The sequence below is a fragment of the Clostridium sp. genome, from assembly GCF_018372875.1.
Lineage (GTDB): Bacteria > Bacillota > Clostridia > Clostridiales > Clostridiaceae > Clostridium.
Window position 1 is genome coordinate 1 of record NZ_JAHAIF010000045.1, and the last position, 23754, is coordinate 23754.

The window sequence follows — 23754 nt, forward strand, 5'->3', positions numbered from 1 at the left end:
TCCTTACCTTTAGTACGCGTGAGGTGGATATTTGTTTTGATGTGACTTGGAGCTTGCGACGGAACAAGCAAAATAAATATCCGCTACACCTTTTTTATTATTTAAATAATTGGGGGCATAAAAATGAATATAAAAGAGTTATTTGAGAACAAAAAGGTGGTATTTTCCTTTGAGATATTTCCACCAAAAACAACATCATCAATAGAAACAATTTATAAGACTTTAGAGTCTTTAAAGGGACTTAGTCCAGATTATATGAGTATTACTTTTGGGGCAGGTGGAAGTGTACAAGATAATAGAACAATTGAACTTTCATCCTTAGTAAAAAATAAGTATGGAATAGAGGCAGTAGCTCATCTTACTTGTATAAGTTCTACCAAAAATGAAATAGAGTATTATTTAGAAAAGCTTAAAGAAAATAATATAGAAAACATTCTTGGACTTAGAGGTGATGTGCCGGCAGATGGAAAGATTATTGGGGAATTTAATCATGCTAATGAGCTTATAGACTTTATAAATAAAAAGGGGAATTTTAATATAGCAGCTGCATGTTATCCAGAAGGACATATAGAGCATAAAGGGCTATATAGAGAAATAGAAAGCATGAAGAGAAAAGAAGAAGCAGGAGCATCTTATTTTATTTCTCAGTTATTTTTTGATAATAATCTATTCTATAACTTTAAGGATGAAGTTCGTGCAGCAAATATAAATCTTCCTATTGAAGCTGGAATAATGCCTGTTACAAATAAGAAGCAAATAGAAAGAATGGTAGCCTTAAGTGGTGCTTCACTTCCAGATAAGTTTAGAAGAATAATGGAGAGATATGAGCATAATCCAGAAGCATTAAGGGATGCTGGTATAGCTTATGCAGTAGAACAAATAGTAGACTTAGTATCAACAGGTGTAGAAGGAATACATTTGTATGTAATGAATAATCCCTACGTTGCAGAAAAAATTTCAGGTAGCGTAGGAAGAATAATAGAATCAGTTAATAAAGTGGAATTAGTTTAGGAGGAATTTAAGAATGAATAAAGTAGAAAGTTTTGAATTAGACCATAGAAAAGTACAAGCTCCTTATGTTAGAAAGTGTTGTTTGTTAGATGGAAAGATGGGAGATAAGGTTACTAAGTTTGATCTTAGATTTTTACAGCCTAATAAAGAAGCTTTTGGTACAGCTGCAATGCATGGATTAGAACATTTATTAGCACATACATTAAGAGAAAAGCTTGAAGGTATTATAGATTTATCTCCAATGGGATGTAGAACAGGTTTTTATTTGAGCATTTGGGGAGATAGAGAGCCATCAGAAATTAAGGAGGCCTTAGAATCTGCACTTAAGGATATATTAAATGCTAAAGAAATGCCAGCTGCCAATGAAATACAATGTGGTAATTATAGAGACCTATCCCTATTTGGAGCAAAGGAATATGCAAAAGAAGCTTTAGAAAGAGGATTTTCTTTAAATATTTATGGAGAATAAAATAGGAAAACTAGAAATACCTAAGTATGAAGTCCTTAGGTATTTAGGTTATAGGTCTCAAACAATAGATGAAAAATTAGATGAATTAATAAATTTAACCATAGAGGAAAGTAAAACCTTAATAACTCCAAGATTCATTACATCTAGGTGCAAAGTGAGTTTAGTAGAGAATGGAGTAAAGTTATTAGGGACAACTATTCTTTTAACTGGAAATGATATAAAAGAGCATTTAAAAGATTCTAAAGAATGTGTATTAATGGGAGTTACCATAGGGGGAAATATTGAAAAGAGGATTAACCTCTATGGCAAAACTAATTTAACTAAGTCTTTAATATTAGACTCCTGTGCCACTACAGCAGTAGAAGAGATATGCGATAAGGTAGAGGATTATATAAAGGGGGAAGCAATAGGAAATGGAGAGTCCATAACCTTTAGATACAGCCCAGGATATGGAGATTTATCATTAGATGTTCAAAAAGATATAATAAATACACTAAAGGCAGAGAAAACTATAGGATTAACAGTTTCGGCTCATAACTTATTGATACCAAGAAAGTCTGTAACAGCTATTATTGGATTAATTCCAAAGGACAAAGAAGTCCCAAAAAAAGGCTGTGAGGTTTGCAAGAATTATGAAAATTGTAGCTTTAGAAAAGAGGGGATTGTTTGTGGAAGTTAAGAAATATTTAGAAGATAATATATTAGTTTTTGATGGGGCTATGGGTACTATGCTTCAAAAAAAGGGATTAAAGCTTGGGGAAAATCCAGAACTATTTAATATAAAAGATAAAGATAAAGTTAGAGAGATACATGAAGAATACCTAAATTCAGGTGCTATGGTTATTACAACTAATACCTTTGGAGCAAATGAATTAAAGCTTGAAGAAACAGGATATTCTGTAGAAGAGATAGTAGATGCTGCTGTGTCTATAGCAAAAGAAGCTAGAGGAAATAGTGAAGCTTATATAGCATTAGATGTTGGACCAATAGGGCAATTACTTGAACCAATGGGAACATTGAGTTTTGATGAAGCTTATGAAATATTTAAAAGACAAGTAGTGCAGGGGGAGAAGTCAGGAGCAGATATTATTCTAATAGAAACTATGACTGATTTATATGAAGCAAAAGCAGCATTACTTGCTTCAAAAGAAAATAGTAACCTTCCTGTATTTTGTACAATGTCTTTTGAGGAGAATGGAAGGACATTTACAGGTTGTACACCAGAAAGTATGGCTATGGTTTTAGAGGGGCTAGGAGCAGATGCTATAGGAATAAATTGTTCTTTAGGGCCTAAAGAACTATTACCAATAGTAAAAAGGATAAAGAAGTGGACTAATCTTCCTATAATGACTCAACCTAATGCAGGACTTCCAACAATATCATTTGGTGAAGCTATTTATGATATTTCAGCTAAGGATTTTTCTACTTGGGTAAAGGAATTTATTAAAGAAGGAGTAAGTATAATTGGTGGATGCTGTGGTACTACTCCAGGGGGTATTAAAGAATTAAGGGAGTTAGCAGATAATAATAAAAGAGTTAAAAGGGAAAAGGTTTCTTATTCAGCAGTATGTACCCCTTCTAAGGTGGTAGAAATAGAAGGGGTAAAGGTAATTGGAGAAAGAATTAACCCAACAGGTAAGAAGTTATTTAAAGAAGCTTTAAAGAATAATGATCTGGATTATATTTTAAAGCAAGCTATAGACCAAGTTGAGGCAGGGGCAGAGATTCTAGATGTAAATGTAGGACTACCAGAGATAGATGAGAAAGATATGATGAAGAGGGTAATAAAGGAAATACAAGGAATAATAGATACCCCACTTCAAATAGATTCGTCGGACATAAATGCAATAGAAGTTGGACTTAGAGCTTATAATGGAAAGGCAATAGTAAACTCAGTAAATGGTGAAGATGAGGTCTTAGAAAGGATACTTCCATTAGTTAAAAAGTATGGTGCTAATGTTGTTGGTCTTACTTTAGATAAAAAAGGAATTCCTTCTACAGCTGAAGAGAGATTTAAAATAGCAGAAAAAGTAGTAATGAAAGCTAAGGAATATGGAATAGATAAAAGTAATGTGTTAATAGATTGCTTGGTTCTTACAGCATCAGCACAGCAGGCAGAGGTAAAAGAAACTCTAAAGGCATTAAGAATGGTTAAGGAAAGATTAGGAGTAAAAACATTGCTTGGGGTTTCTAATATTTCCTTTGGATTACCTTGCAGAGAATTAATTAATGAAACATTTCTTTCCTTAGCTTTAGGCTGTGGGTTAGATTTGCCTATAATGAATCCTAATAGTAGAGGTATGATGGACGTAATTAACTCTTATAATGTTCTTTATAACTATGATAAGGGGGCTGAGAAATATATTTCCCTTTATGGTAGTGGAGAAGTAGAAAGAGGAGTGGTTACAGCTGGGATTATTAAAAAGGAAGATTCTACAGTTAATAAGGATTTAAAGTATATTGTAATAAAAGGTCTTAAAGAAGAGGCGTCCATTACAACAAGAGAACTGCTAGAAACCATGGAGGAACTTGAAGTTGTAAATAATATGCTTATTCCTGCTTTAGATGAGGTAGGACAAAAGTATGAAAAGGGTGAAATTTTCTTACCACAGCTTATACAATCAGCAGAAACAGTAAAGAATGCCTTTGAGGTTATAAAGGAAAAATTAAGTGATAAAAAGGAAAATAATATTTCAAAGGGAAGAATTATTTTAGCTACTGTAAAGGGAGATATTCATGATATAGGTAAAAATATAGTTAAGGTTATTCTTCAGAATTACGGATATGATATTTTAGATTTAGGTAAGGATGTACCTATAGAAAGTGTAGTTAAAACTGCTATGGATGAAGATATACAATTAGTTGGTTTAAGTGCTTTAATGACAACTACAATTAAAAGCATGGAAGAGACTATAAAAGCTTTAAAGGGTGCAGGTTATAAAGGTAAGGTATTTGTAGGAGGAGCAGTATTAACTAAGGAGTATGCTGATATGATAGGTGCAGACTATTATTCAAAAGATGCTAAAGAAGCAGTTGAAATTGCTAAAGAGTTTTTTAAAAGTTGATAAGGAGAAAAATACAACCAAAATAATAAAGAGATAGGAAGAAACTGCTTTTGGTAGTTTCTTTTTATTTAAAATGAGCTGCAGACTAATTTTTTAGTGCCACAGCCAAGTACTTTTTAAGAATATTTTACTTTTACGGTCATAAGTTTTTTGCTTGTTTACTATTTAAATAGCATTCCATTCTTGTTGCATTGGCATTATATCGATTGAAAAAAGAAACTATTCAAAAATGTAATAGTTTCTTTTCTTAATCATAAACAACTTCCCAGTTAGGAGGATTATATGCATCAAAACACATCTTTATTTGATCCTGTGATGTTCCACTTACAGATAATCCAGGAATTTCATTTAAAGAATAAGATATTTCTCTTACTCTTTAAAATCCTTCAGTATCAAATTTATTTTTAGAATATTCTAGGCCTGCTTGAGCAATGGATTAGAGTTCTATTGAAATATCCACTAAATAATCTTTCGAAATATATCTCCTTTTTATAAAAGTACTCATTTGTATTATAGATTATGATTTATAATACAAATTCATTTTAATTAACCTTAAAGTAAGAAAAAAGTAAAATTTACTAAAAAATTTCCTGTAAATGTTTAACTAGGTTTACAAAGGTAAATGTATGGTGTAAACTAGTGTATATACACCAAAAGGGGGATGTAAAAATGAGAAATAAGACAAAACAAATGATTTATGCAGCATTACTTATAGCGCTAGCAATTATAATACCAGTAATATTTAGTGGTATAAAAGTAATAATAGGACCTTTTACAGCAACGCCAGCATCACATTTACCAATGTTTGTTGCTATGATGATTTCACCAATGGTTGCTATTGTAGTAGGAATAGGGTCAACAATTGGATTTTTATTAACAGGTACAATAATGCCAGTTGTATTTAGAGCAGCAACACATATTTTAGTTGGATATGTTGGGGCATTAATAATTAAGAAAAAGAAGAATTATAAATTAGCCACTATTGTAACTGCACCTATTCATGGACTAGCAGAAGCACTTGTTGTTATTCCTTTTGTAGGATTTGATTTATACTATTTAATTGTAATTACTTGTATTGGTACTATAGCACATCATTTATTTGATAGCGTACTATCATATGCTGTAATAAAGAGTGTTAGTAGGGCAAGAAGATGTAATATATACGATACCTTTGGAGAATTTAATAACGCTGCAGAAATATAGCAGATAAAAAAAAGTAATCAAAATAATTTTGATTACTCTTAGTATGAGTGGGGTGGATATTTGTTTTGATGTGATTTGGAGCTTGCGACGGAACAAACAAAATAAATATCCACTCCACATTTTTTTATTATAAAGATATTTTTTTAACACATGTTATTCCTAAAGCTCCAGGTCCAACATGACAACATATACTCATTGGAAGTACATCGTTATAAACATCATGTTCTGGAAATGCCTGTTTAACTGTTTCATTCCACTTCTTCCCCTGTTCAATATCACCTGAATAAGCTGTTTGAATTAAATAATCCGTTCCTTTAAATCTATTTTCAATATCATTTTTTATTGCTTCTATCATTGCCTTTTGAGCACTTTTTAACCCTCTAACTTTCTTATATGTATCTAGCTTTCCACCATCAATTAGTAAAACTGGCTTTATATTAAACATACTTCCTAAAGCAGCTACAGCAGGGGTGATACGACCACCTTTTTCTAAATATTTTAGAGTATCAACTGTAACATAGATTATAGCTTCTAAAGCTTCTTTTTCTAAAATTTCTTGTATATCCTTTGCAGATAGTCCCTTCTCTATAAGGTATAAAGCATCTAAAATAGATTGTCTAAATGTAACAGATATTCTTTTATTATCAACCACTAGAACTTTTCCATTATAATCGCTAGAAAGCATTTTAGCAGTTTCCATAGAGCTACTTAATCCACTTGACATAGGAATATGTAAAATATAATCATAATCTTTTAATAAGTTGTCCCAAAGTTCTATCACTGTTCCAGGCGAAGGTTGAGAGGTAGATATATTTTCATCAGCTTCTAGTTTTTTAAAAAACTCTTCTTGTGATAATGTAACTCCTTCATAATATGTATTATCATTTATAAAAAAAGGCATTGCTATTAAGTAAATACCTAATTCCTTTGCTTCTTCTTGAGTTATCCCACTATTTGTGTCAGTTACAATTGCTATTTTATTTTTCATGCGTACCCTCCAATTCAGAGCAATGCTCTGTTTTAAAATATTATAAGATAGTTTTAACTTGCTTGTCAATTTAATATAAAGTATAATCGAGAAATAAGAGGTGAAAATTATGCGTAGAAACAGTTATAAATGTACGTCTGATACAAAAGAAAAGCTCTTATCAGCTGCTATAAAGTTGGTTAAAGAAAAGGGAGTTAAAAATACTACCATTCGTGATATTTGTAAGAATTCAGGAGTTTCTAATGGAGCATTTTATCATTATTACAGTAGTAAAGAAGAAGTATTAAAGGATACATATTACCAAATTGACAAGCTAGTTACACCAGATTTTATAAAATCATGTAATGATATGGAGATAATGGAAGGACTACATGAAATTTTAAAAATATATGTACTTTTTATTGTAAATGAGGCTGGGATACTAGTTAAGGAATATCATAAAGTCTTGTTAGATGGAGTTAATATTTCCGTTTTTGACCCTAAACGTCCATATTATCAAGCAATAAAAGAACAAATTAATCGTTGTATTGAAGAAGGGGTTATATCATCAGGGTATACCTTAGAATATTTAACAAACTATTGTATTAGATTTTTACGTGGACTTATTTTCGATTGGGGAATTCACAACGGAGATTATAATTTGTTAGAACAATTTGAAATGGATTTTAAAACTATAATGGCAGGCGTATTAATAAATAAATTTTAAATTCAAGAAACTAGAAAATATCAGGTTTCTTTTTTGCTTTATAAAAGATAGGTAAAGGTGTATTAGAGAAGCAGTAAGAGATGGAATTTATGATGCTTATAAGAAAATATAAAAAGATAAAAACAAATAAAAGAAATTAATAGTAAATTATAAAAGGCTCTGATTACAGGGCTTTTTATAGTTTATAATTAAATATATAAAATATGAGGTAAGAACTTATGAATATAAATTTATTAGAGGAAAAGAAGATACTTAAAGTAAAAAGGGACATAATAAAATTTGAATTAGAGCAAAAGAAGTCTGATGCTTTAAATATAGAAAACAAGCTTAATAATTTAAGAAAAGAAACTAAGGGAAAGTATGATGTAGAAAAAGAGGCAGTAGAGAAAATAAGTGAGGTTTTATCTAAGGACATTGATAGCTATAAAAGCGCTTTAGAAGTACCTTACTTTGGTAGGGTAGATTTTAGAGAATATAGAGGATTAACAGAAAAAATTTATATTGGAAAGCAGGGGATTAACAATAGTCAAAATGGGGATGAAATAGTAGTGGATTGGAGAGCTCCTGTAGCAGATTTATATTATAGTGGAACAGGGGGAGAGGCTTATTATAAAGCCCCCAGTGGAATAATAGAGGGGAAACTTGAGCTTAAAAGAAAATTTCTTTTTGAAGATGGTGATATAAAGCAAATATTTGATGAAGGAATAAATGAGCTTATGATAAATGGAGAAGAAGGAGAAGAGTTAGTAGATAAATTTCTTAAGATTAATCTTGAAACAAGTAGGGGGAAGAAACTTAAGGAAGTAGTTGCAACTATTCAAAAGGAGCAAAATGACATTATAAGGTGGCCAAAGAATTTACCTATAATAGTTCAAGGATCAGCAGGATCGGGAAAGACAACAATAGCACTTCATAGACTAGCTTATTTAATTTATAGATATAAGGAAAAAATGAGTGGTAATGAAATATTAGTTTTGGCACCTAATAAGCTATTTTTAGATTATATTTCAGATATTTTACCATCATTAGGAGCAACTGAGGTAAATCAAAATACCTTCGAAGAGCTTATGTTATCGAAGCTTAAATTAAAGGGAAAAATCTATAATAAAGATGAAAAGCTTAAAGATTTAATGGAGGTAAAGGATGAGAAGAGAAGGTTAAATATTTCAAATTCATCCCAAATTAAAGGAAGCCTTTTATTTAAAACTATTCTTGATAGATATATTGCGTTAGTTGAAGGAAGCTCTATGGAAATAGAGGACATAAAGATAGATGATTATGTTCTGTTTTCTAGAAAAGAAATTGCAAGGTTGTATTTAAAAGACTTAAAGTCATATCCAATTAATAAGAGGAAAGATGAGATTAAGAGATACTTAAATCTTAAATTAAAAGGAAAGATAGAAGAACTAACATTAAAAGTTGATAGAGAATGGGAGGTAAAAATAAAAGAATTTAAGATGACTTTAAAAGACTTTCAAGAAAGAAGAGAGGGGCTTATTAAACTCTATGATAAAAGAGATGAAATGAAAAATAATATAAAGTCTAATTCTAAAAAAGAATTTAATAACTATTTCAAAAATTGGAGAGGAATAAATCCAAAGGATATATACTATAATTTTTTTAATGATGAAATATTATTTGATATTGCTATTGATGGAAAAGTACCTGAAGAATTAGCAAGCTTTATGAAGGATGAAATTAATAAAAATTATGAAAGAAATATTATAGATGAGGATGATTTAGCACCACTTTTATATATAAGAATGATTTTAGAGGGAATAGATGAAAAAGAGAAGTTCCAGCATATTGTTGTGGATGAAGCTCAAGATTATAGTCCCCTACAAATATATTTAATAAATAAATTATCTAGAGGCAATTCATTAACTTTAGTTGGAGATTTAGCACAGGGAATTTATTATTACAAGGGGATAAAAAAGTGGGAAGACATAACAGAAGGTTTATTTAAGGGAAATGCAACTTATATACAATTAACACAGAGTTATAGATCAACGGTAGAAATTATTGATTTTGCTTCAGGGGCTTTAAAAGCACAAAAACTTGGATTAAAGAATGCAATGCCAGTGTTAAGGCATGGTGATGTGCCAAAGGTAATAGATGTAGAAAGTATTAATGAATATTCAGAGGTAATAGATAATATAGTGGAAGAGGTAAAAGGAAATGGTAAGAGAAGTATAGCTATAGTTACAAAAAATAGCCATGAAGCTTTAGAATTATTTAAAAAGTTAAAGACTAAGAATACTTTTACTTTGATAAAGGGAAAAGAGAAAAAGTTAGAAGATGAGTTAATTATAATTCCTTCATATCTTACTAAGGGATTAGAGTTTGATTGCACAATAATTTTAAATCCAAGTGAAGAAAGCTATGGTGACAATATTTTAGATAAAAGATTGCTATATGTATCTTTAACTAGGGCTCTTCACTATGAATATATAATAAAGCTTAATAGAATGACATTTATGATTAAAGATAATAATAATTAAATATGAGTTAATAAAGTAAATTGTTTGTTGATAATATTGTAACAAAGTCAGGATGGGAGTATAATAAAATTAATGTTATAAGATAATAATTATTAGGAGGGAACAAAATGCCAGCAGTTAACTTAAAAGATAATATACATTGGATTGGTGTTAAAGATGCAGAACTAAGAATCTTTGATATTATTATGGAAACAAAAAGAGGAACTACATATAACTCTTATGTTATAAATGATGAAAAGGTAGCTGTAGTAGATATTTGTAAGAATGGATTCTATGATGATTTTAAAGAAAAGTTAAAGGATGTAATTGGAGAAAGAAAAGTTGATTATATAGTAGTTCAACATACAGAATTAGATCATAGTGGTTCTTTAACTAAACTTTTAGATGATTATCCAGAAGCTACAGTTTTAGGAACAAAAGCTGCTATTAATTATTTAAAAGAGATTTTAAATAAACCTTTTAATTCTAAGGAAGTTTGTGAAGATATTTCTTTAGGAAAGACGACTTTACAATTTATAAAAGCTCCTAATTTACATTGGCCAGATACTATGTTTACTTATGTAAAGGAGAATAAGTTCTTATTTACATGTGACTTTACTGGGTGTCATTATTGTCCAGAAGGTACAGTTTTAGAAGTTGGTGGAGATGACTACTTAACTGAAATGAAATATTACTTTGACTGTATCATGGGACCATTTAAGCCTTTTGTTTTAAAAGCTCTTGATAAGATTAAAAATTTAGATATTGAAATGATAGGAACAAGTCATGGACCAGTTCATAGTGGAGAAGATGTTAAAAAGTATTTAGAATTATATAAGGAATGGTCAACTGTAGAGCCAGTAGATCCAAATAAAATTGAGATATTCTATATATCTGCTTATGGAAATACTAGAGCAATGGCTAATTATATTTGTAATAAGCTTAATGAAAAGGGATATAAAGCTGGAGTTCATGAAATAACTTCAATGAATATAGAAGATTGTATTGAGTTAATTGAAAAATCAAAAGGATTTATGGTTGGATCACCTACAATAAATTCAGATGCAGTTAAACCAGCTTGGGATTTATTATCTCTTGTTAATCCAATTATTAATAAAGGAAAAGCTGCTATGGCATTTGGCTCTTATGGATGGAGTGGAAATGGTGTTCAAATGCTTACAGACAGAATGAAGTCTTTAAGTTTAAAGGTTGTAGATCCAGGATTTAGATTTAAATTTGTACCAGCTGAAAAAGAGTATAAAGAAGCTGATGAGATGATTGAAAAGTTTATAGAAAATATGTAATTAGGAACTTCATTGGGATAAAAAACACTAGCTAGTACTAGTGTTTTTTTATTTTGATGAATTATATCATAAAATTTTTATTTAACTTAATATATGTTTATAATATAATACAATGGAAATAATAACTTAAGTAAAGTGAGGTATAGAAAATGGAAGATAGAGAGATAATGTCTTTTAGAGATGAAGATGGAAATAAAGTCGATTTTGAAGCAGTTGCTAGAATATATTTAAAAGAGCAAGAATATTTATTATTAGCACCTTTAGATGAAGAAAGTGAAGATGTATTTATCTTTAGAGTTGATAATGTAGATGGAAAAGAAGAACTTAATCTTGTAGAAGATGATGAAGAGTTCTTAGCAGTAAAAAAAGAATATAAAAAATTAGTATATTAATAAGGGGAGTTTTACTATGCAAACAACAGAAATAATAGAATTTTTAGAGGAAAATGGATTATCTGAAATTGAAGAGGTTAAAACAGAAGATAATTTTATAGTTTTAAAATTTTATTATGATTTTGATAAAGAGGAGATACTTGCGGCAAGAGCATATGCCAATGAAGAAAGTGATTTAGAAGAAGAGAGCGATGAATGGTATCGTGATTGGTATTTATCATATTTATCTGATGTTGCTAAAGATAATGTTGAAGGTATTGTAGAAGATTTAGGAGATGAACTTGAGCTTGCAAGTAAGATAAAAGAAGTGGAAATAGATGTTAATAATGCAGACTATATGAAGTTTGTTACTATCTTGTGTTCAGAGGATTTTGAGGAAGATTTGGAAGAAGTTTTAAACGATTACTTATAGTAAATAATTTCTATTGAAATGAAAAAAAAATGTGCTATAATAGAGTCATAAGAAATCCTGAGATGTGCGCCTAGCTTATCATATTCAACCTACATATGATAAACGGGATTTGCAACAGCTTTTATGGATGTCGGGCTTCATTTAATTCACAATTTTGTGGCAGAAGATGGCAAAAGTAGAATGAGCTTAACCCACCTGCGAGGAGCAGGTCTGAATATATAAGCAAACGGCATGTTGGGACTTAGTATTGACTTTAAATACCTCAATAATTTATTATTGAGGTATTTTTTATTCTTTAGGAAAGTGCATTATGATAAATATATAAATAACTTCAGAGTATAAATACGATATAAAACCCTATTTATACCTAAAGAATAAAAATATATTGTCCTATAATTATTATTTACTTAGTTTAGAAAGGATATATAGTTAAAAAATCTATGAATTCACAGTGGAACTAGGATTTTTTATTATATATTTAAGCAGTCAATCTTTCAGGTTCAAAGTATTTTTTGTGCTTCCTTTTATATCTTACGTAAATGTGATGTTGATAGATTGCTACGTGCTTGTCCAACTTTTGAGATAAGAGAACACAAATTTTATTAGTTGGGGAAAGAAACTTTAATAATATATTTAAAAATAACTTTTCGCGTTTAATTATTTTTGATAGTTTATGTATTTTCATAATATCACCTCTTTTTCCAAAATTCGTAAGTTTTCCTTGTTTATAATTATAACATGCCCCAAAAAAATGTAAAATTATTTCATGCAACATTAAGTGACAAGAATTAACAAAACTAAATTTGCGAAGGTTTTCTTCAAGTAAAATTAATTAATATCTACCATGATAAAAGTATTTTAAATACGAAAATTGGCGAAAATATTAATAGAAAATAACAGAAAGTAATATAAAGTTAAGAAATATTAACATTGTGAAAGGTTGATAATATAGAAAATTATAGGTAAAATAAGCTTAAGAAGTAACAAAGGAGTTGTAGTAATGGATATAGATTCAATGAAAATAGAAGAAGTAATAGAACACATAAATATGCTTTATAAAAAAAGCCAAGAAGAAGGCTTATCAGATAAAGAAAAAGAAATACAACAAAAGCTTAGAAGAAGATATATTGATAATGTTAAAAGGAACTTTAGAGCACAATTAGATGGGATAGAACTTAATAAAAAATAAAGGGTGATGGGGATTGTCGGTAACAGTTGAGAAACTAATTAAAGATTTTGACTTAGAGGTTTTAGTAGAAGGAAAACCTAATGAGCTTATAACCGTAAACGATATAAATAGGCCGGGACTTCAACTTGCGGGATTTTATAATTATTTTGCACCTGAAAGATTACAGGTAATAGGTAAAGCTGAATGGAGCTTTTTGGATGATATGCAAGTTGAGTTTAGGAAGAAGAGATTAAATAAGTATTTTACATTTCCTATGCATTGCATAATTATTTCTAGAGGTCTTGAACCTCATGAAGAATTAATCAATGCTGCAAATAAGAAAAACATATGGGTGCTTAGAAGTAAATTAGTTACTACAAAGCTTATGAGTAATTTAACTATATATTTATCAGATAAGTTAGCACCAGAAACACGTCTTCACGGGGTTTTAGTTGATGTATCGGGTATTGGTATATTAATAACTGGAGAAAGTGGTATAGGTAAGAGTGAAACAGCATTAGAATTAATTAAGAGAGGACACAGATTAGTTACAGATGATGCTGTTGATATAAAAGAAATTGATGGGGAACTAATAGGATCATCTCCAAGCATAACTAGAGGTATGTTAGAGGTTAGGGGGATTGGAATTATAGATGTACCAGCTCTTTATGGTATAAGTTCTATTCTGCTAAAGAAAACAATAACTTTAGTAATGCATTTTGAACACTGGAAAGATGATAATGATTACGATAGATTAGGAAATAACTTTGATTATATGGATATATTAGGTGTACCAGTTAGAAAGTTAACTGTACCGGTAAGACCAGGTAGAAATATAGCTGTAATTATTGAAGCAGCAGCAGTAAACTATAGGTATTCATTAATGTCTAACGTTTCTGCTGTAGATATAATAGAAAGCAGAATGAATTTAGTTAGCGATAAGTAATAAGTTTATCCCTATCTTACAATATAATAATTGAGGATAAGGGATAAACTATTTCTATATATTAAAGGAGGCTATAAAGTATGAGCAAAAATGAAAAATGCGCATGGGAAAAATATGATGAACAAGGTATAAAGGAGATATTCGATTTTAATGAAGGATATAAGAACTTTATGTCCCTATGTAAGACAGAAAGAGAATGTGTAAAGGAAACTATTAGAATAGCTGAAGAAAATGGCTATAAGAATTTAGATGATGTTATTAAAAATGGCGAAGCTTTAAAGGCTGGAGATAAGGTCTATGCAAATAATATGGATAAAGCTATAGCTTTATTTATAGTTGGTGAAAGACCTATGGAAGATGGAATGAAGATATTAGGGGCACATATAGATTCTCCAAGATTAGATTTAAAGCAAAATCCATTATATGAAGATACAGACCTTGCCCTTTTAGAAACACATTATTATGGTGGAATAAAGAAATATCAGTGGGTTACATTACCTTTAGCTATACATGGTGTAGTGTGCAAGAAGGATGGAACTAAGGTTGATATAGTTATTGGTGAAGATGATAATGATCCTGTAATAGGAATATCAGATCTTCTAGTTCACTTAGCTCAAACTCAACAAGAAAAGAAAGCTAACAAGGTAATTGAAGGTGAAGACCTAAACGTACTTGTTGGTAGTATGCCTTTAAAGGATGAAGAGAAAGACGCTGTTAAAGCTAATATATTAAAGATTTTAAATGATAAATATGGAATAGAAGAAGAAGATTTCTTATCAGCAGAACTAGAAATTGTACCAGCTGGTAAGGCTAGAGATTATGGTATTGATAGAAGTATGGTTATGGCATATGGTCATGATGACAGAGTATGTTCATACACTTCACTTATGGCAATGCTAAAAGTTGAAAGAATAGATAAAACTTGTGTATGCCTTTTAGTTGATAAAGAAGAAATAGGTAGTGTTGGTGCTACAGGAATGCAATCTAAATTCTTTGAAAATACTGTTGCAGAAGTTATGGATAGAGTAGGAGATTATTCTGATATAAAACTTAGAAGAGCATTAAAGAATTCTAAAATGTTATCTTCAGATGTTAGTGCTGCTTTTGACCCTAATTATCCATCAGTAATGGAAAAGAAGAACTCTGCTTATTTTGGTAAGGGACTAGTATTCAATAAGTATACAGGTTCTAGAGGTAAGGGAGGATGTAATGATGCTAATCCAGAGTTCATAGCAGAACTTAGAGCTATTATGGATAAGCATGATGTTACATTCCAAACAGCTGAATTAGGAAAAGTTGACCAAGGAGGCGGTGGAACAATCGCTTATATCTTAGCTAATTACAATATGGAAGTTATAGATTGTGGTGTTGCTCTTCATAACATGCATGCACCTTGGGAAGTTGCTAGTAAGGTTGATATATATGAAGCTATGAAAGGATATTATGCTTTCTTATTAGAGGCTTAATTACAAAGAAACTGCTCAAATTTGAGCAGTTTCTTTTTTATGTTAAAAATTAGAGAGAATTTTAGCTAGGCTTGACAAATGAATAAATTTAAAGATAGACTAATATAGTAATATATGGTTTTGATATAGAAAATTAAAAGGGAATGTGGTTAGAATCCACAACAGCCCCCGCTACTGTAAAGGATACGAAATCTCAAAGATCACTGAATTTATTTTGGGAAGATGAGAAAGTAGGCTTGAAGCCTTAAGTCAGGAGACCTGCCATATATTAATATCACAAATTTATTTCGGTGGGAGATAAAGTGTGGTGGAAGCAAAAGCATAGTGCAAAGAGTACTATGTATTTTTGTAACGCTACTACAAGGACTCCTAATAAAGGAGTCCTTTCTTTATTTTCTTTCAAGAAAGAGGAGGAAAAGAAATGAAAAAACTATTATCAAAGGTAATGGCAGTGGTATTTGTATTTACAATGTTATTTGCATTACCAACACAAAAGATAAGTGCAGCAGAAAACTTGAATTATAATGATGTACTTAATGCAACTATACAAAAGTATACAGAAAAATTTCAAAATGGATTCTCAAGCAATATAACATGGGATTCATGGGCAATTATAGGACTAGCTAGATCAGATAAAGAAGTTCCAAAGGAGATTTTTGAAACTTATTACAGCAAGGTAGAGGCATTTGTTCAAGATAAAATATCAAACAATCAAAAAATGTCAGGTGGAGATTTAGCAAAACTAATTTTATCAGTATCAGCTATTGGACAAGATCCTAGAAATGTAGCTGGAAATGATTTGATAGATATAGTATGGCATCAAGATGGAATTTTAAATGAATACTATACATCATTAGCATACGTATTAATAGCTATAGATTCTAAAAATTATCAAGAACCTAAAGATGCCTTAAATACAAGAGATAAGATGATAGAGGCGTTATTATCTTATGAATTAGATAATGGTGGATTTGGATGGGGAACACCTGAACCAGATAGTACAGCAATGGTATTACAAGCTTTAGTAAAACATCAAGATAGGGAAGACGTAAAGAATACAATGAATAAGTCAATGGTAATTTTATCAGAGCTACAAACAGAGAACGGTGGATATGTTTCATGGGGGAATGAAAATTTAAATAGTGTAGCTCAAGTTATCACATTATTAACTGCTTTAGGAGAAAATCCAACTATGTTAGAAGGATTTGTAAAGGGAGAAAACAACTTACTTGGTAATTTAATGACCTTCTATACAGGTAGTGGAGATTTCAAGTATATTCATTCAGATAGTGCAGCAAATGGAATGGCAACAGAGCAAGCATTATATTCATTAGTTTCTTATGATAGATTAGTAAATGGAAAAACTTATGTATATGATATGACAGATGTTATTAGTACAACAGATTATTTAAATATTGTTAAGGAAGTTAATTCAAGAATTGAAGCGTTACCAGGGATAGAAGTAATTTCTTTGGATAATAAAGAAGAAGTAAATTCTATATTAGCTAAGTTTAATTCATTACCAGAAGAATATAAGGTACAAGTTATTGGAGAAAGTAAAGTAAACTCTGCATCATCAAAGATAGCTGAAATACAATTTACTATAGATAAAATTAATAGTGATATCTGGGACAAAATTAATCCTGAAAATGTATCATTAGAAAATAAAAAGGATGTTTTAGACATTATCAGTAGATACGAAGCTTTAAGCGATAAAGATAAGAAATATGTTGTTGGATATGATGAAGTTTTAGAAGCAAAGTCTAAGATTGAAGCATTGGAAAAAGCAGAAGTTAATAATAACACTGGAAACAAAGAAGAAGGGAAAGAAGATAACTCATCATCTTCAGAAGTTGTACAAACTGGAGATACTTCGAACTTTAGTTATTTATTTGCAGTCTTAATATTAAGTGGAGCAGTAATGATTTATAGCAAGAAGAAGGAAGTAAAAGAGGCTTAGAATATGAAAAAGTACTGGAAGGGTATTATCATATGTATTTGTTTAGTAGTAGCTTCCTTTATTGGAATTAAGGGATGCAAAATTGAAGTTCCTAAGGATAATACAATAGTAGAAAGTTCTGATGAGAATAGTTATGCTAATGAAGAAAAAGAAGACACTACAAAGGTGGAAGAAGGTAACGACAATATAAAGCCTGAAGATAAGATAGAAAAAGAAGAGGAAAAAACTTCTTCTACATTACAGGTAAAAGATGAAGATAAAAAAGAACCCGAAAAACCAAATCATAATACAACAGATAAAGATGAAAATACCGATGTTGTAAAGGATGAGAAGAGGTATGTTACACTTTCTATTAGATGTGACACTATATTAGATAATATGGATAAGTTTAATATGGAAAAAAAGGATTATATTAATAATGGTGTAATATTATCATCAACTAAGGTAGAGTTAACTGAAAATGATAAGACAGTATTTGACCTTTTATATAGGGTGACTAGGGGGAAAAGGATACCTATAGATTATAGTGGTAATAAGAATAATGCTTATATAAAAGGTATTAATCATATATATGAGTTTGATTGTGGCAAGCAAAGTGGATGGATGTATAGGGTTAATGGAAGTTTTCCTAATTATGGAGTAGGAAACTATAACTTAAATGGTGGAGAGAATATAGAGTTTTTATATACTTGTGATCTAGGATATGACATAGGTGGAGGATATTAAAAATTGAAAGGAGAAAACAGGATGAAAGATACATTTTCAACATATCATCCAATAATTAATTTTACTTATTTAATAGCGGTTATATTGCTTTCAATGTTTTTTATGCATCCTGTTTTCCTCTTGATTTCTTTGATTAGTTCCATGCTGTATTCAATAAAGCTTAAGGGAGTAAAGGCATTAAGATTTAACTTATTATATATGCTTCCTATGCTTTTATTTTTTGTGGCTATAAATGTATTATTAAATCATAGAGGAGCAACAATACTTCTTTATATAAATGATAAAGCACTTACTTTAGAAGGTATAGTTTATGCTATATGTTCGTCAGTTATGTTTATATCAGTTATAATATGGTTTAGTTGCTATAACGAAATAATGACATCAGATAAGTTTATATATTTATTTGGAAGGGTTATTCCTTCAGCATCTCTTATATTCTCCATGGTTTTAAGGTTTGTACCAAGAATTAAAGAGCAAATAAAGGTAATATCAAATGGACAGAAATCAATGGGGCGAGATGTTACTCAAGGAAACCTATTTAAAAGGATTAGAAGTGGTATGAACATACTATCAATATTAATTACCTGGGTATTAGAGGATTCAATAGATACAGCAGATTCAATGAATGCTAGAGGATATGGACTTAATGGAAGGACAAGTTTTTCAATATATAGATTTGATAAGAGAGATAAGATTATTTTGTCAATAATAGTTTTGTTTATAGGAATAGTTTTAGTTGGAGGAATAGCAGGAGTAAATGGAGTAGTATTTTTTCCAACTATAAAATTAGCAAGGATAAGTAAGCTTAGTATAATATCTTATGTAGCTTATGGGGGATTATGCTTAATACCAATAATTTTAGATGCGTTGGAGGAATTAAAATGGAAATTATTAAAATAGAAGATTTAAGTTTCTCATATCCAACCCAAGAAAAAAAAGCTCTTAAAAAAGTAAACTTAATAATAGAAGAAGGAGATTTTATTGTTGTATGTGGAAAGTCAGGATGTGGAAAGAGTACTTTACTAAGACATTTTAAAACTCCATTAACACCACATGGTAGTAGAGAAGGAAATATATTATATAAAGGTCAAGCTTTAGAATATGTGGACAATAGAACCCAAGCATCAGAAATAGGTTTTGTACTTCAAGATCCAGAAGGACAAATAGTAACAGATAAGGTATGGCATGAATTAGCTTTTGGACTAGAAAGTCTAGGTTGTGATAATGAAACAATAAGATTAAAAGTTTCAGAGATGGCAAGCTATTTTGGAATACAAGAGTGGTTTACCAAGGAAGTAACAGAATTATCCGGTGGACAAAAACAGATATTAAATTTAGCTTCTATTATGGCGATGAATCCTAAGGTTTTAGTTTTAGATGAACCTACTTCACAACTTGATCCAATTGCATCGTCAGAATTTTTAGAAACTTTAAGGAAAATAAATAATGATTTGGGAGTTACAATAATTATTTCGGAACATAGGTTAGAAGAGGTGTTTCCTATGGCAGATAGGGTAGTGGTTATGGAAGATGGAGAGATTATAGCTTATGACGAGCCATCTAACATAGGAAATGTTATTACATCTTTATTACCAGTTTCAATGAGGGTAGCAATATCTTTAGGGGAAAAAAGAGGATTGCCTATTACAGTTAGAGAAGGAAGAAGATATCTTGATAGTTTATTTGAAGGAAAGAATTTAAGATATAAATCATTAAATAAAACTTCTAAAAGAAGAGAAAATGTAATATTAGAAATTAAAGATATATGGTTTAAATATGATAAGAAGGGTGAAGATATTTTAAAAGGCTTGTCTTTTAAGGTATATGATGGAGAGATATTTTCTATAGTTGGAGGTAATGGGACAGGGAAAAGTACAACCTTATCAGTTATTGGTGGTTTAAATAAACCTTATAGGGGAAAGGTGATACTTAAAGGAAAAGAAATTAATAAGTATTCTTGCAGGGAGTTATTTAATAAAAACCTATCAGTACTTCCACAGGATCCTAAGTCTATATTTGTAAAGAGTACAGTTAAATTAGATTTAGAAGAAACTTTGTTTTATGAGAGTGTTAATAAGTTAGAATTAAATGAAAAGATAAAAGAAGTATCAAAGCTAGTTGATATAGAAAACCTTTTTGATATGCATCCTTATGATTTGAGCGGAGGAGAAAAACAGAAGGTAGCTTTAGCAAAGATATTACTTTTAGAACCTAAAATTCTTTTGTTAGATGAACCCACAAAGGGATTAGATAATGACTATAAGATAAAGTTAGGGAACATATTAAAGGAGTTAAATAAAAATGGAACAACAATAATAATGGTTACCCACGACATCGAATTTGCAGCTATGTATTCAGATAGATGTGGAATGTTTTTTGATGGTAATTTGACTTCAATTAGTGAGACAAATAAATTTCTTAGGAATAATAATTTTTATACTACTTTTGGAAATAAAATGAGTAGACACTTATTTGATGATGCAATAACCTGTGAGGATGTGGTTAAGTTATGCAAAATGAATCTAGAGTAAAGAAGAAAAAATTAATAAGTACATTAATAATTTTAGTTTTAATACCAGCAACCATATTATTTGGAGGGATTGCGTTAGGAGATAGAAGATATTATTTTATAAGCTTATTAGTAATTATATATACTATGATTCCATTCTTTATGCTGTTTGAAAAAAGAAAACCTAAAGCAAGAGAAATCATACTTATATCTTCACTATCAGCAATTGGAGTTGCAGGGAGAATGGCATTCTTTATGATTCCACATTTTAAGCCTGTAATGGCAATAGTAATTATTACGGGAGTTGCTCTAGGACGTGAGGCGGGATTCTTGACAGGTGCAGTTACTGCATTTGTATCTAATTTTTTCTTTGGACAAGGACCTTGGACACCATGGCAAATGTTTTCTTTTGGGATAGTGGGATTTTTGAGTGGAGTTATATTCAGTAAAGAAATAATAAAGCCCACAAGAGTAATATTATGTATTTTTGGTGGATTATCAACTTTTTTTATATATGGATTTATAATGAATACAAGTTCTGTATTTATGATGAACAGCCATATTTCATTTCCTACATTAATTGCTTTTATACTATCAGGTGTTCCGGTTGATGTAATTCATGCATCATCAACAGTTATTTTTTTATATCTTATTTCAGAGTCTATGATAGAAAAATTAAGTAGAATAAAGGTTAAACATGGATTACTAGGTAATATAGAGAGTAGAGTTATAAGTTAAATAAATTAAACTTATGTAACAGTCTTCTGCTATTTTACATATAATAGAAGTGTAAAAAGAGGGAATGCTATATAGGTTTATCCAGTTTTAAAAACTATGGATTATGGATTTCAATATTTGCATTAATTCCTTTGGTTTTATAATGAGTTGGGTTTAATGTAATACCAGGTAATTACGAAGAAATAGTTGTTGCTTTACTTGGGGGATTAGTTATGGATGGCATATTAAATAATCCTACATCTGAAAATACAGGTTATTTAGATGATAAAACAAAAGAAGAAATACCAGAAGAAACAAATGATAATAAACTAGAAAAATAATAAGTGATTAGTTAATAAGGGGAGAGAAATTGCTAAGCAATTTCTCTTTTTTGAATCCCTTTTTTATAATTTTTTGTAGATAATTATCTATTATTAATTGATTCTTGCCATTGCTCATGATATTTACTAAATAATTCATTTATAGCTTCACCAATTTTACTATATTGTTCATCCTTTAAGTTAGCTAAGGATACACGAATTGACCACTTTGGACCGTCAAATCCTTCACCATTCAATAGGATAATATGATATTTCTCAGCAAGGTCAAATAGAAATTCTAAGGGGTTTCTTTTTTCTTTAAGATAATTAGCAAAGTCAATTCCGTATCTTAAATTTGCCCATACCAATAAATCATACTCATTATAATAACAAGCACTATGGATATCACTTTTTTTCATTGGTAAATCAATTAAATGATCATAAACTAGTTTTTTACGTTTTGCACAAATATCTATAGTCTGTTTTTTGTAGATGTTATCTTTGTCCAGTAAAGCAAACAAACAAAATAGCGCCATTTGCACTTGTTGAGGAGTAGAAAGACCAGCAGTGTGATTTAAAGCAACCTGTCTACTATCAGCAACAATTCTATCAATAAAAGATATTGACTCAGGATTTGTAGTTAATGAACTATATCTATTTATTAAATCATCTTTATCTTTTTTAGGAAGCTCATGAATAAGTTTATTAAATACATTTTCTTTTGCAAGAGCAATAACACCAAGTCTCCAACCTGTAACTCCAAAGTATTTAGAGAAGGAGTAAATACCTAAAGTATTATAAGGTAATGTAATCATAAATGATTTAAAATTTTTAACAAAAGTACCATATACATCATCTGTAACAATCATTAGATTTGGATTCTTTTCTTTCACTATATTTTGAATGTATTCCATAGAGGCATCATCAATTGCTACAGAAGGAGGATTGCTAGGATTAACCACGCATAAAAGTTTTATATTAGGATTAGCTAGTTTATCTAATTCTGAAGAAGGATATTGCCAGGTATGACGACCTTCTTCATTTAACTCACAAGCATGAATTTCTGTAACATTAAAGTCATATCTAGAAAGATGAGGAATTTCTAAATATGGAGTAAAAATAGGAACCATTAAGGCAATGGTATCTTGCTTTTTTAAAAGATGATTTGCCATAAGAGAATCAAATATGTAGCACATAGCAGCAGTTCCACCTTCAACAGCAAAAAGGTCATGACTAGCTTCATCAGGAATAGTTCCACCCATCTCTCTAATTAGGTAATTATGAACTACTTTCTCTATTTTTAAAAGCATTCTATCTGGTACAGGATAGTTATCTCCAATGATTCCATCCACTAATTCAAATACCCAAGAGTCAGCATCAAATCCATATTCATTTATTCCATAATCAATAGCTTTTTCTAATAGTTCAATACCAGGAGAATTTTTATTAGAGGTACAAAAAGATTTAAAATGTTTATAAATGTTAGTTTTTTCAGGCATACCAGCTAGGTCACCATCACGCCAGGTTTTTCGTGTTTCTTCAACGCTAAAATGTCCTAAGGTAAAAAATGCATCTCTAGGAGTAGAAGCAGTCCAATTAGGATTTCCTCTACCAGCATTAAGAAAGATTTTAACACCTTTTTTTTCATTAGAATTAGCAAGGTTTATTAATTTATCCTTCAATTCAAAAGGACTTAGGTTCTTAATTTCTTCAAGTAATTTTTTATCCACGGTATTCACCCTTTCTTTAATTTATATAAACTATGTTGAAAGTTAAAAATCAACGTTTGAATAATTGCTTAATAAGTTTTTTTATTCTTTAGGAAATTATATCTATTATTAAATTGTGGATAACTTCAACAATTTAGCTATATATTAGTTCATTTCTTCCTAAAGAATAAAAAATAAAATAT

Annotated in this window: 20 protein-coding genes, 1 other RNA gene, 1 pseudogene and 1 riboswitch; of the genes and pseudogenes, 19 read left to right on the forward strand and 3 right to left on the reverse strand. The window is 30.0% G+C overall.

Annotated features, from left to right (window positions below):
- Nucleotides 1-123: 123 nt before the first annotated feature.
- Genes metF through KIB46_RS12760 form a run of 4 tightly spaced genes read left to right on the forward strand, consistent with a single transcriptional unit; the run spans nucleotide 124 to nucleotide 4545 of the window.
- Complete coding sequence (gene metF, locus KIB46_RS12745) at nucleotides 124-1011, forward strand: methylenetetrahydrofolate reductase [NAD(P)H] (RefSeq protein WP_291672355.1); 888 nt, start codon at nucleotides 124-126, stop codon at nucleotides 1009-1011.
- Nucleotides 1012-1024: 13 nt separating this feature from the next.
- Nucleotides 1025-1480 carry an S-ribosylhomocysteine lyase gene (locus KIB46_RS12750; RefSeq protein ID WP_291672357.1) on the forward strand — a complete coding sequence of 152 codons (456 nt, stop codon included), beginning with the start codon at nucleotides 1025-1027 and terminating at the stop codon, nucleotides 1478-1480.
- Nucleotides 1470-2159, forward strand: coding sequence for a methionine synthase (locus tag KIB46_RS12755; RefSeq protein ID WP_291672359.1), 690 nt, complete (start codon nucleotides 1470-1472; stop codon nucleotides 2157-2159). Before KIB46_RS12750 ends, KIB46_RS12755 begins: the two co-directional genes overlap by 11 nt.
- The gene (locus tag KIB46_RS12760) at nucleotides 2149-4545 is read left to right on the forward strand and encodes a homocysteine S-methyltransferase family protein (protein WP_291672361.1); all 2397 of its coding nucleotides are present in this window, start codon (nucleotides 2149-2151) and stop codon (nucleotides 4543-4545) included. Before KIB46_RS12755 ends, KIB46_RS12760 begins: the two co-directional genes overlap by 11 nt.
- Before the next feature lie 376 nt (nucleotides 4546-4921).
- On the opposite strand, the pseudogene KIB46_RS16425 reads toward KIB46_RS12760, so the two are convergent.
- Nucleotides 4922-4981 (reverse strand): annotated as a pseudogene (locus KIB46_RS16425) (NUDIX hydrolase N-terminal domain-containing protein); the annotation flags it as partial.
- A 233-nt stretch (nucleotides 4982-5214) separates the two neighbouring features.
- Here KIB46_RS16425 and KIB46_RS12765 point away from each other — a divergent pair.
- Nucleotides 5215-5748, forward strand: coding sequence for an ECF transporter S component (locus KIB46_RS12765; RefSeq protein WP_156562944.1), 534 nt, complete (start codon nucleotides 5215-5217; stop codon nucleotides 5746-5748).
- A 127-nt stretch (nucleotides 5749-5875) separates the two neighbouring features.
- On the opposite strand, the gene KIB46_RS12770 is transcribed toward KIB46_RS12765, so the two are convergent.
- Nucleotides 5876-6736, reverse strand: coding sequence for a DegV family protein (locus tag KIB46_RS12770; RefSeq protein WP_291672364.1), 861 nt, complete (start codon nucleotides 6734-6736; stop codon nucleotides 5876-5878).
- A 109-nt stretch (nucleotides 6737-6845) separates the two neighbouring features.
- On the opposite strand from KIB46_RS12770, the gene KIB46_RS12775 reads away from it, so the two are divergent.
- The 14 genes from KIB46_RS12775 to KIB46_RS12840 all read left to right on the forward strand — a co-directional run bounded on the left by KIB46_RS12775 (nucleotide 6846) and on the right by KIB46_RS12840 (nucleotide 21543).
- Entirely contained in the window at nucleotides 6846-7442 is a 597-nt protein-coding gene (locus KIB46_RS12775; protein ID WP_156562939.1) for a TetR/AcrR family transcriptional regulator, read from the forward strand.
- 218 nt (nucleotides 7443-7660) lie between these two features.
- Nucleotides 7661-9943 carry an RNA polymerase recycling motor HelD gene (gene helD, locus KIB46_RS12780; protein ID WP_291672367.1) on the forward strand — a complete coding sequence of 761 codons (2283 nt, stop codon included), beginning with the start codon at nucleotides 7661-7663 and terminating at the stop codon, nucleotides 9941-9943.
- A 107-nt stretch (nucleotides 9944-10050) separates the two neighbouring features.
- Nucleotides 10051-11226, forward strand: coding sequence for an FprA family A-type flavoprotein (locus KIB46_RS12785; RefSeq protein WP_156562935.1), 1176 nt, complete (start codon nucleotides 10051-10053; stop codon nucleotides 11224-11226).
- 149 nt (nucleotides 11227-11375) lie between these two features.
- A complete protein-coding gene (locus tag KIB46_RS12790) occupies nucleotides 11376-11618 on the forward strand; it encodes a DUF1292 domain-containing protein (RefSeq protein WP_049179590.1) in 243 nt (80 codons plus the stop codon).
- A gap of 16 nt (nucleotides 11619-11634) precedes the next feature.
- Nucleotides 11635-12030, forward strand: a complete 396-nt coding sequence (locus tag KIB46_RS12795; RefSeq protein WP_156560651.1) for a hypothetical protein — start codon at nucleotides 11635-11637, stop codon at nucleotides 12028-12030.
- Nucleotides 12031-12081: 51 nt separating this feature from the next.
- A non-coding RNA gene (gene ssrS, locus KIB46_RS12800) (6S RNA) lies at nucleotides 12082-12275 on the forward strand.
- Nucleotides 12276-13030: 755 nt separating this feature from the next.
- Nucleotides 13031-13219: a DUF896 domain-containing protein gene (locus KIB46_RS12805; RefSeq protein ID WP_156560653.1), complete on the forward strand. Its 189-nt coding sequence runs from the start codon at nucleotides 13031-13033 to the stop codon at nucleotides 13217-13219.
- A 13-nt stretch (nucleotides 13220-13232) separates the two neighbouring features.
- A complete protein-coding gene (hprK, locus tag KIB46_RS12810; protein ID WP_156560655.1) occupies nucleotides 13233-14144 on the forward strand; it encodes an HPr(Ser) kinase/phosphatase in 912 nt (303 codons plus the stop codon).
- An 80-nt stretch (nucleotides 14145-14224) separates the two neighbouring features.
- Nucleotides 14225-15610, forward strand: coding sequence for an aminopeptidase (locus KIB46_RS12815; protein WP_156560657.1), 1386 nt, complete (start codon nucleotides 14225-14227; stop codon nucleotides 15608-15610).
- Nucleotides 15611-15708: 98 nt separating this feature from the next.
- A riboswitch (cobalamin riboswitch) is annotated at nucleotides 15709-15891 on the forward strand.
- Between the two features lie 140 nt (nucleotides 15892-16031).
- Nucleotides 16032-17570 carry a prenyltransferase/squalene oxidase repeat-containing protein gene (locus KIB46_RS12820; RefSeq protein ID WP_156560659.1) on the forward strand — a complete coding sequence of 513 codons (1539 nt, stop codon included), beginning with the start codon at nucleotides 16032-16034 and terminating at the stop codon, nucleotides 17568-17570.
- Between the two features lie 3 nt (nucleotides 17571-17573).
- Nucleotides 17574-18296 carry a DUF4430 domain-containing protein gene (locus KIB46_RS12825; RefSeq protein ID WP_291672374.1) on the forward strand — a complete coding sequence of 241 codons (723 nt, stop codon included), beginning with the start codon at nucleotides 17574-17576 and terminating at the stop codon, nucleotides 18294-18296.
- 21 nt (nucleotides 18297-18317) lie between these two features.
- The gene (locus KIB46_RS12830; protein ID WP_291672376.1) at nucleotides 18318-19196 is read left to right on the forward strand and encodes an energy-coupling factor transporter transmembrane component T; all 879 of its coding nucleotides are present in this window, start codon (nucleotides 18318-18320) and stop codon (nucleotides 19194-19196) included.
- Entirely contained in the window at nucleotides 19178-20827 is a 1650-nt protein-coding gene (locus KIB46_RS12835; RefSeq protein WP_291672378.1) for an ABC transporter ATP-binding protein, read from the forward strand. The genes KIB46_RS12830 and KIB46_RS12835 overlap by 19 nt, the downstream gene beginning before the upstream one ends.
- Nucleotides 20806-21543 (forward strand): ECF transporter S component, encoded by a 738-nt coding sequence (locus KIB46_RS12840; protein ID WP_291672380.1) that lies wholly within the window; start codon nucleotides 20806-20808, stop codon nucleotides 21541-21543. Before KIB46_RS12835 ends, KIB46_RS12840 begins: the two co-directional genes overlap by 22 nt.
- Nucleotides 21544-21946: 403 nt before the next feature.
- Here the strand turns inward: KIB46_RS12840 and aspD are convergent, their stop codons facing one another.
- Nucleotides 21947-23572 (reverse strand): aspartate 4-decarboxylase, encoded by a 1626-nt coding sequence (gene aspD / locus KIB46_RS12850; RefSeq protein ID WP_291672382.1) that lies wholly within the window; start codon nucleotides 23570-23572, stop codon nucleotides 21947-21949.
- Nucleotides 23573-23754: the final 182 nt, after the last annotated feature.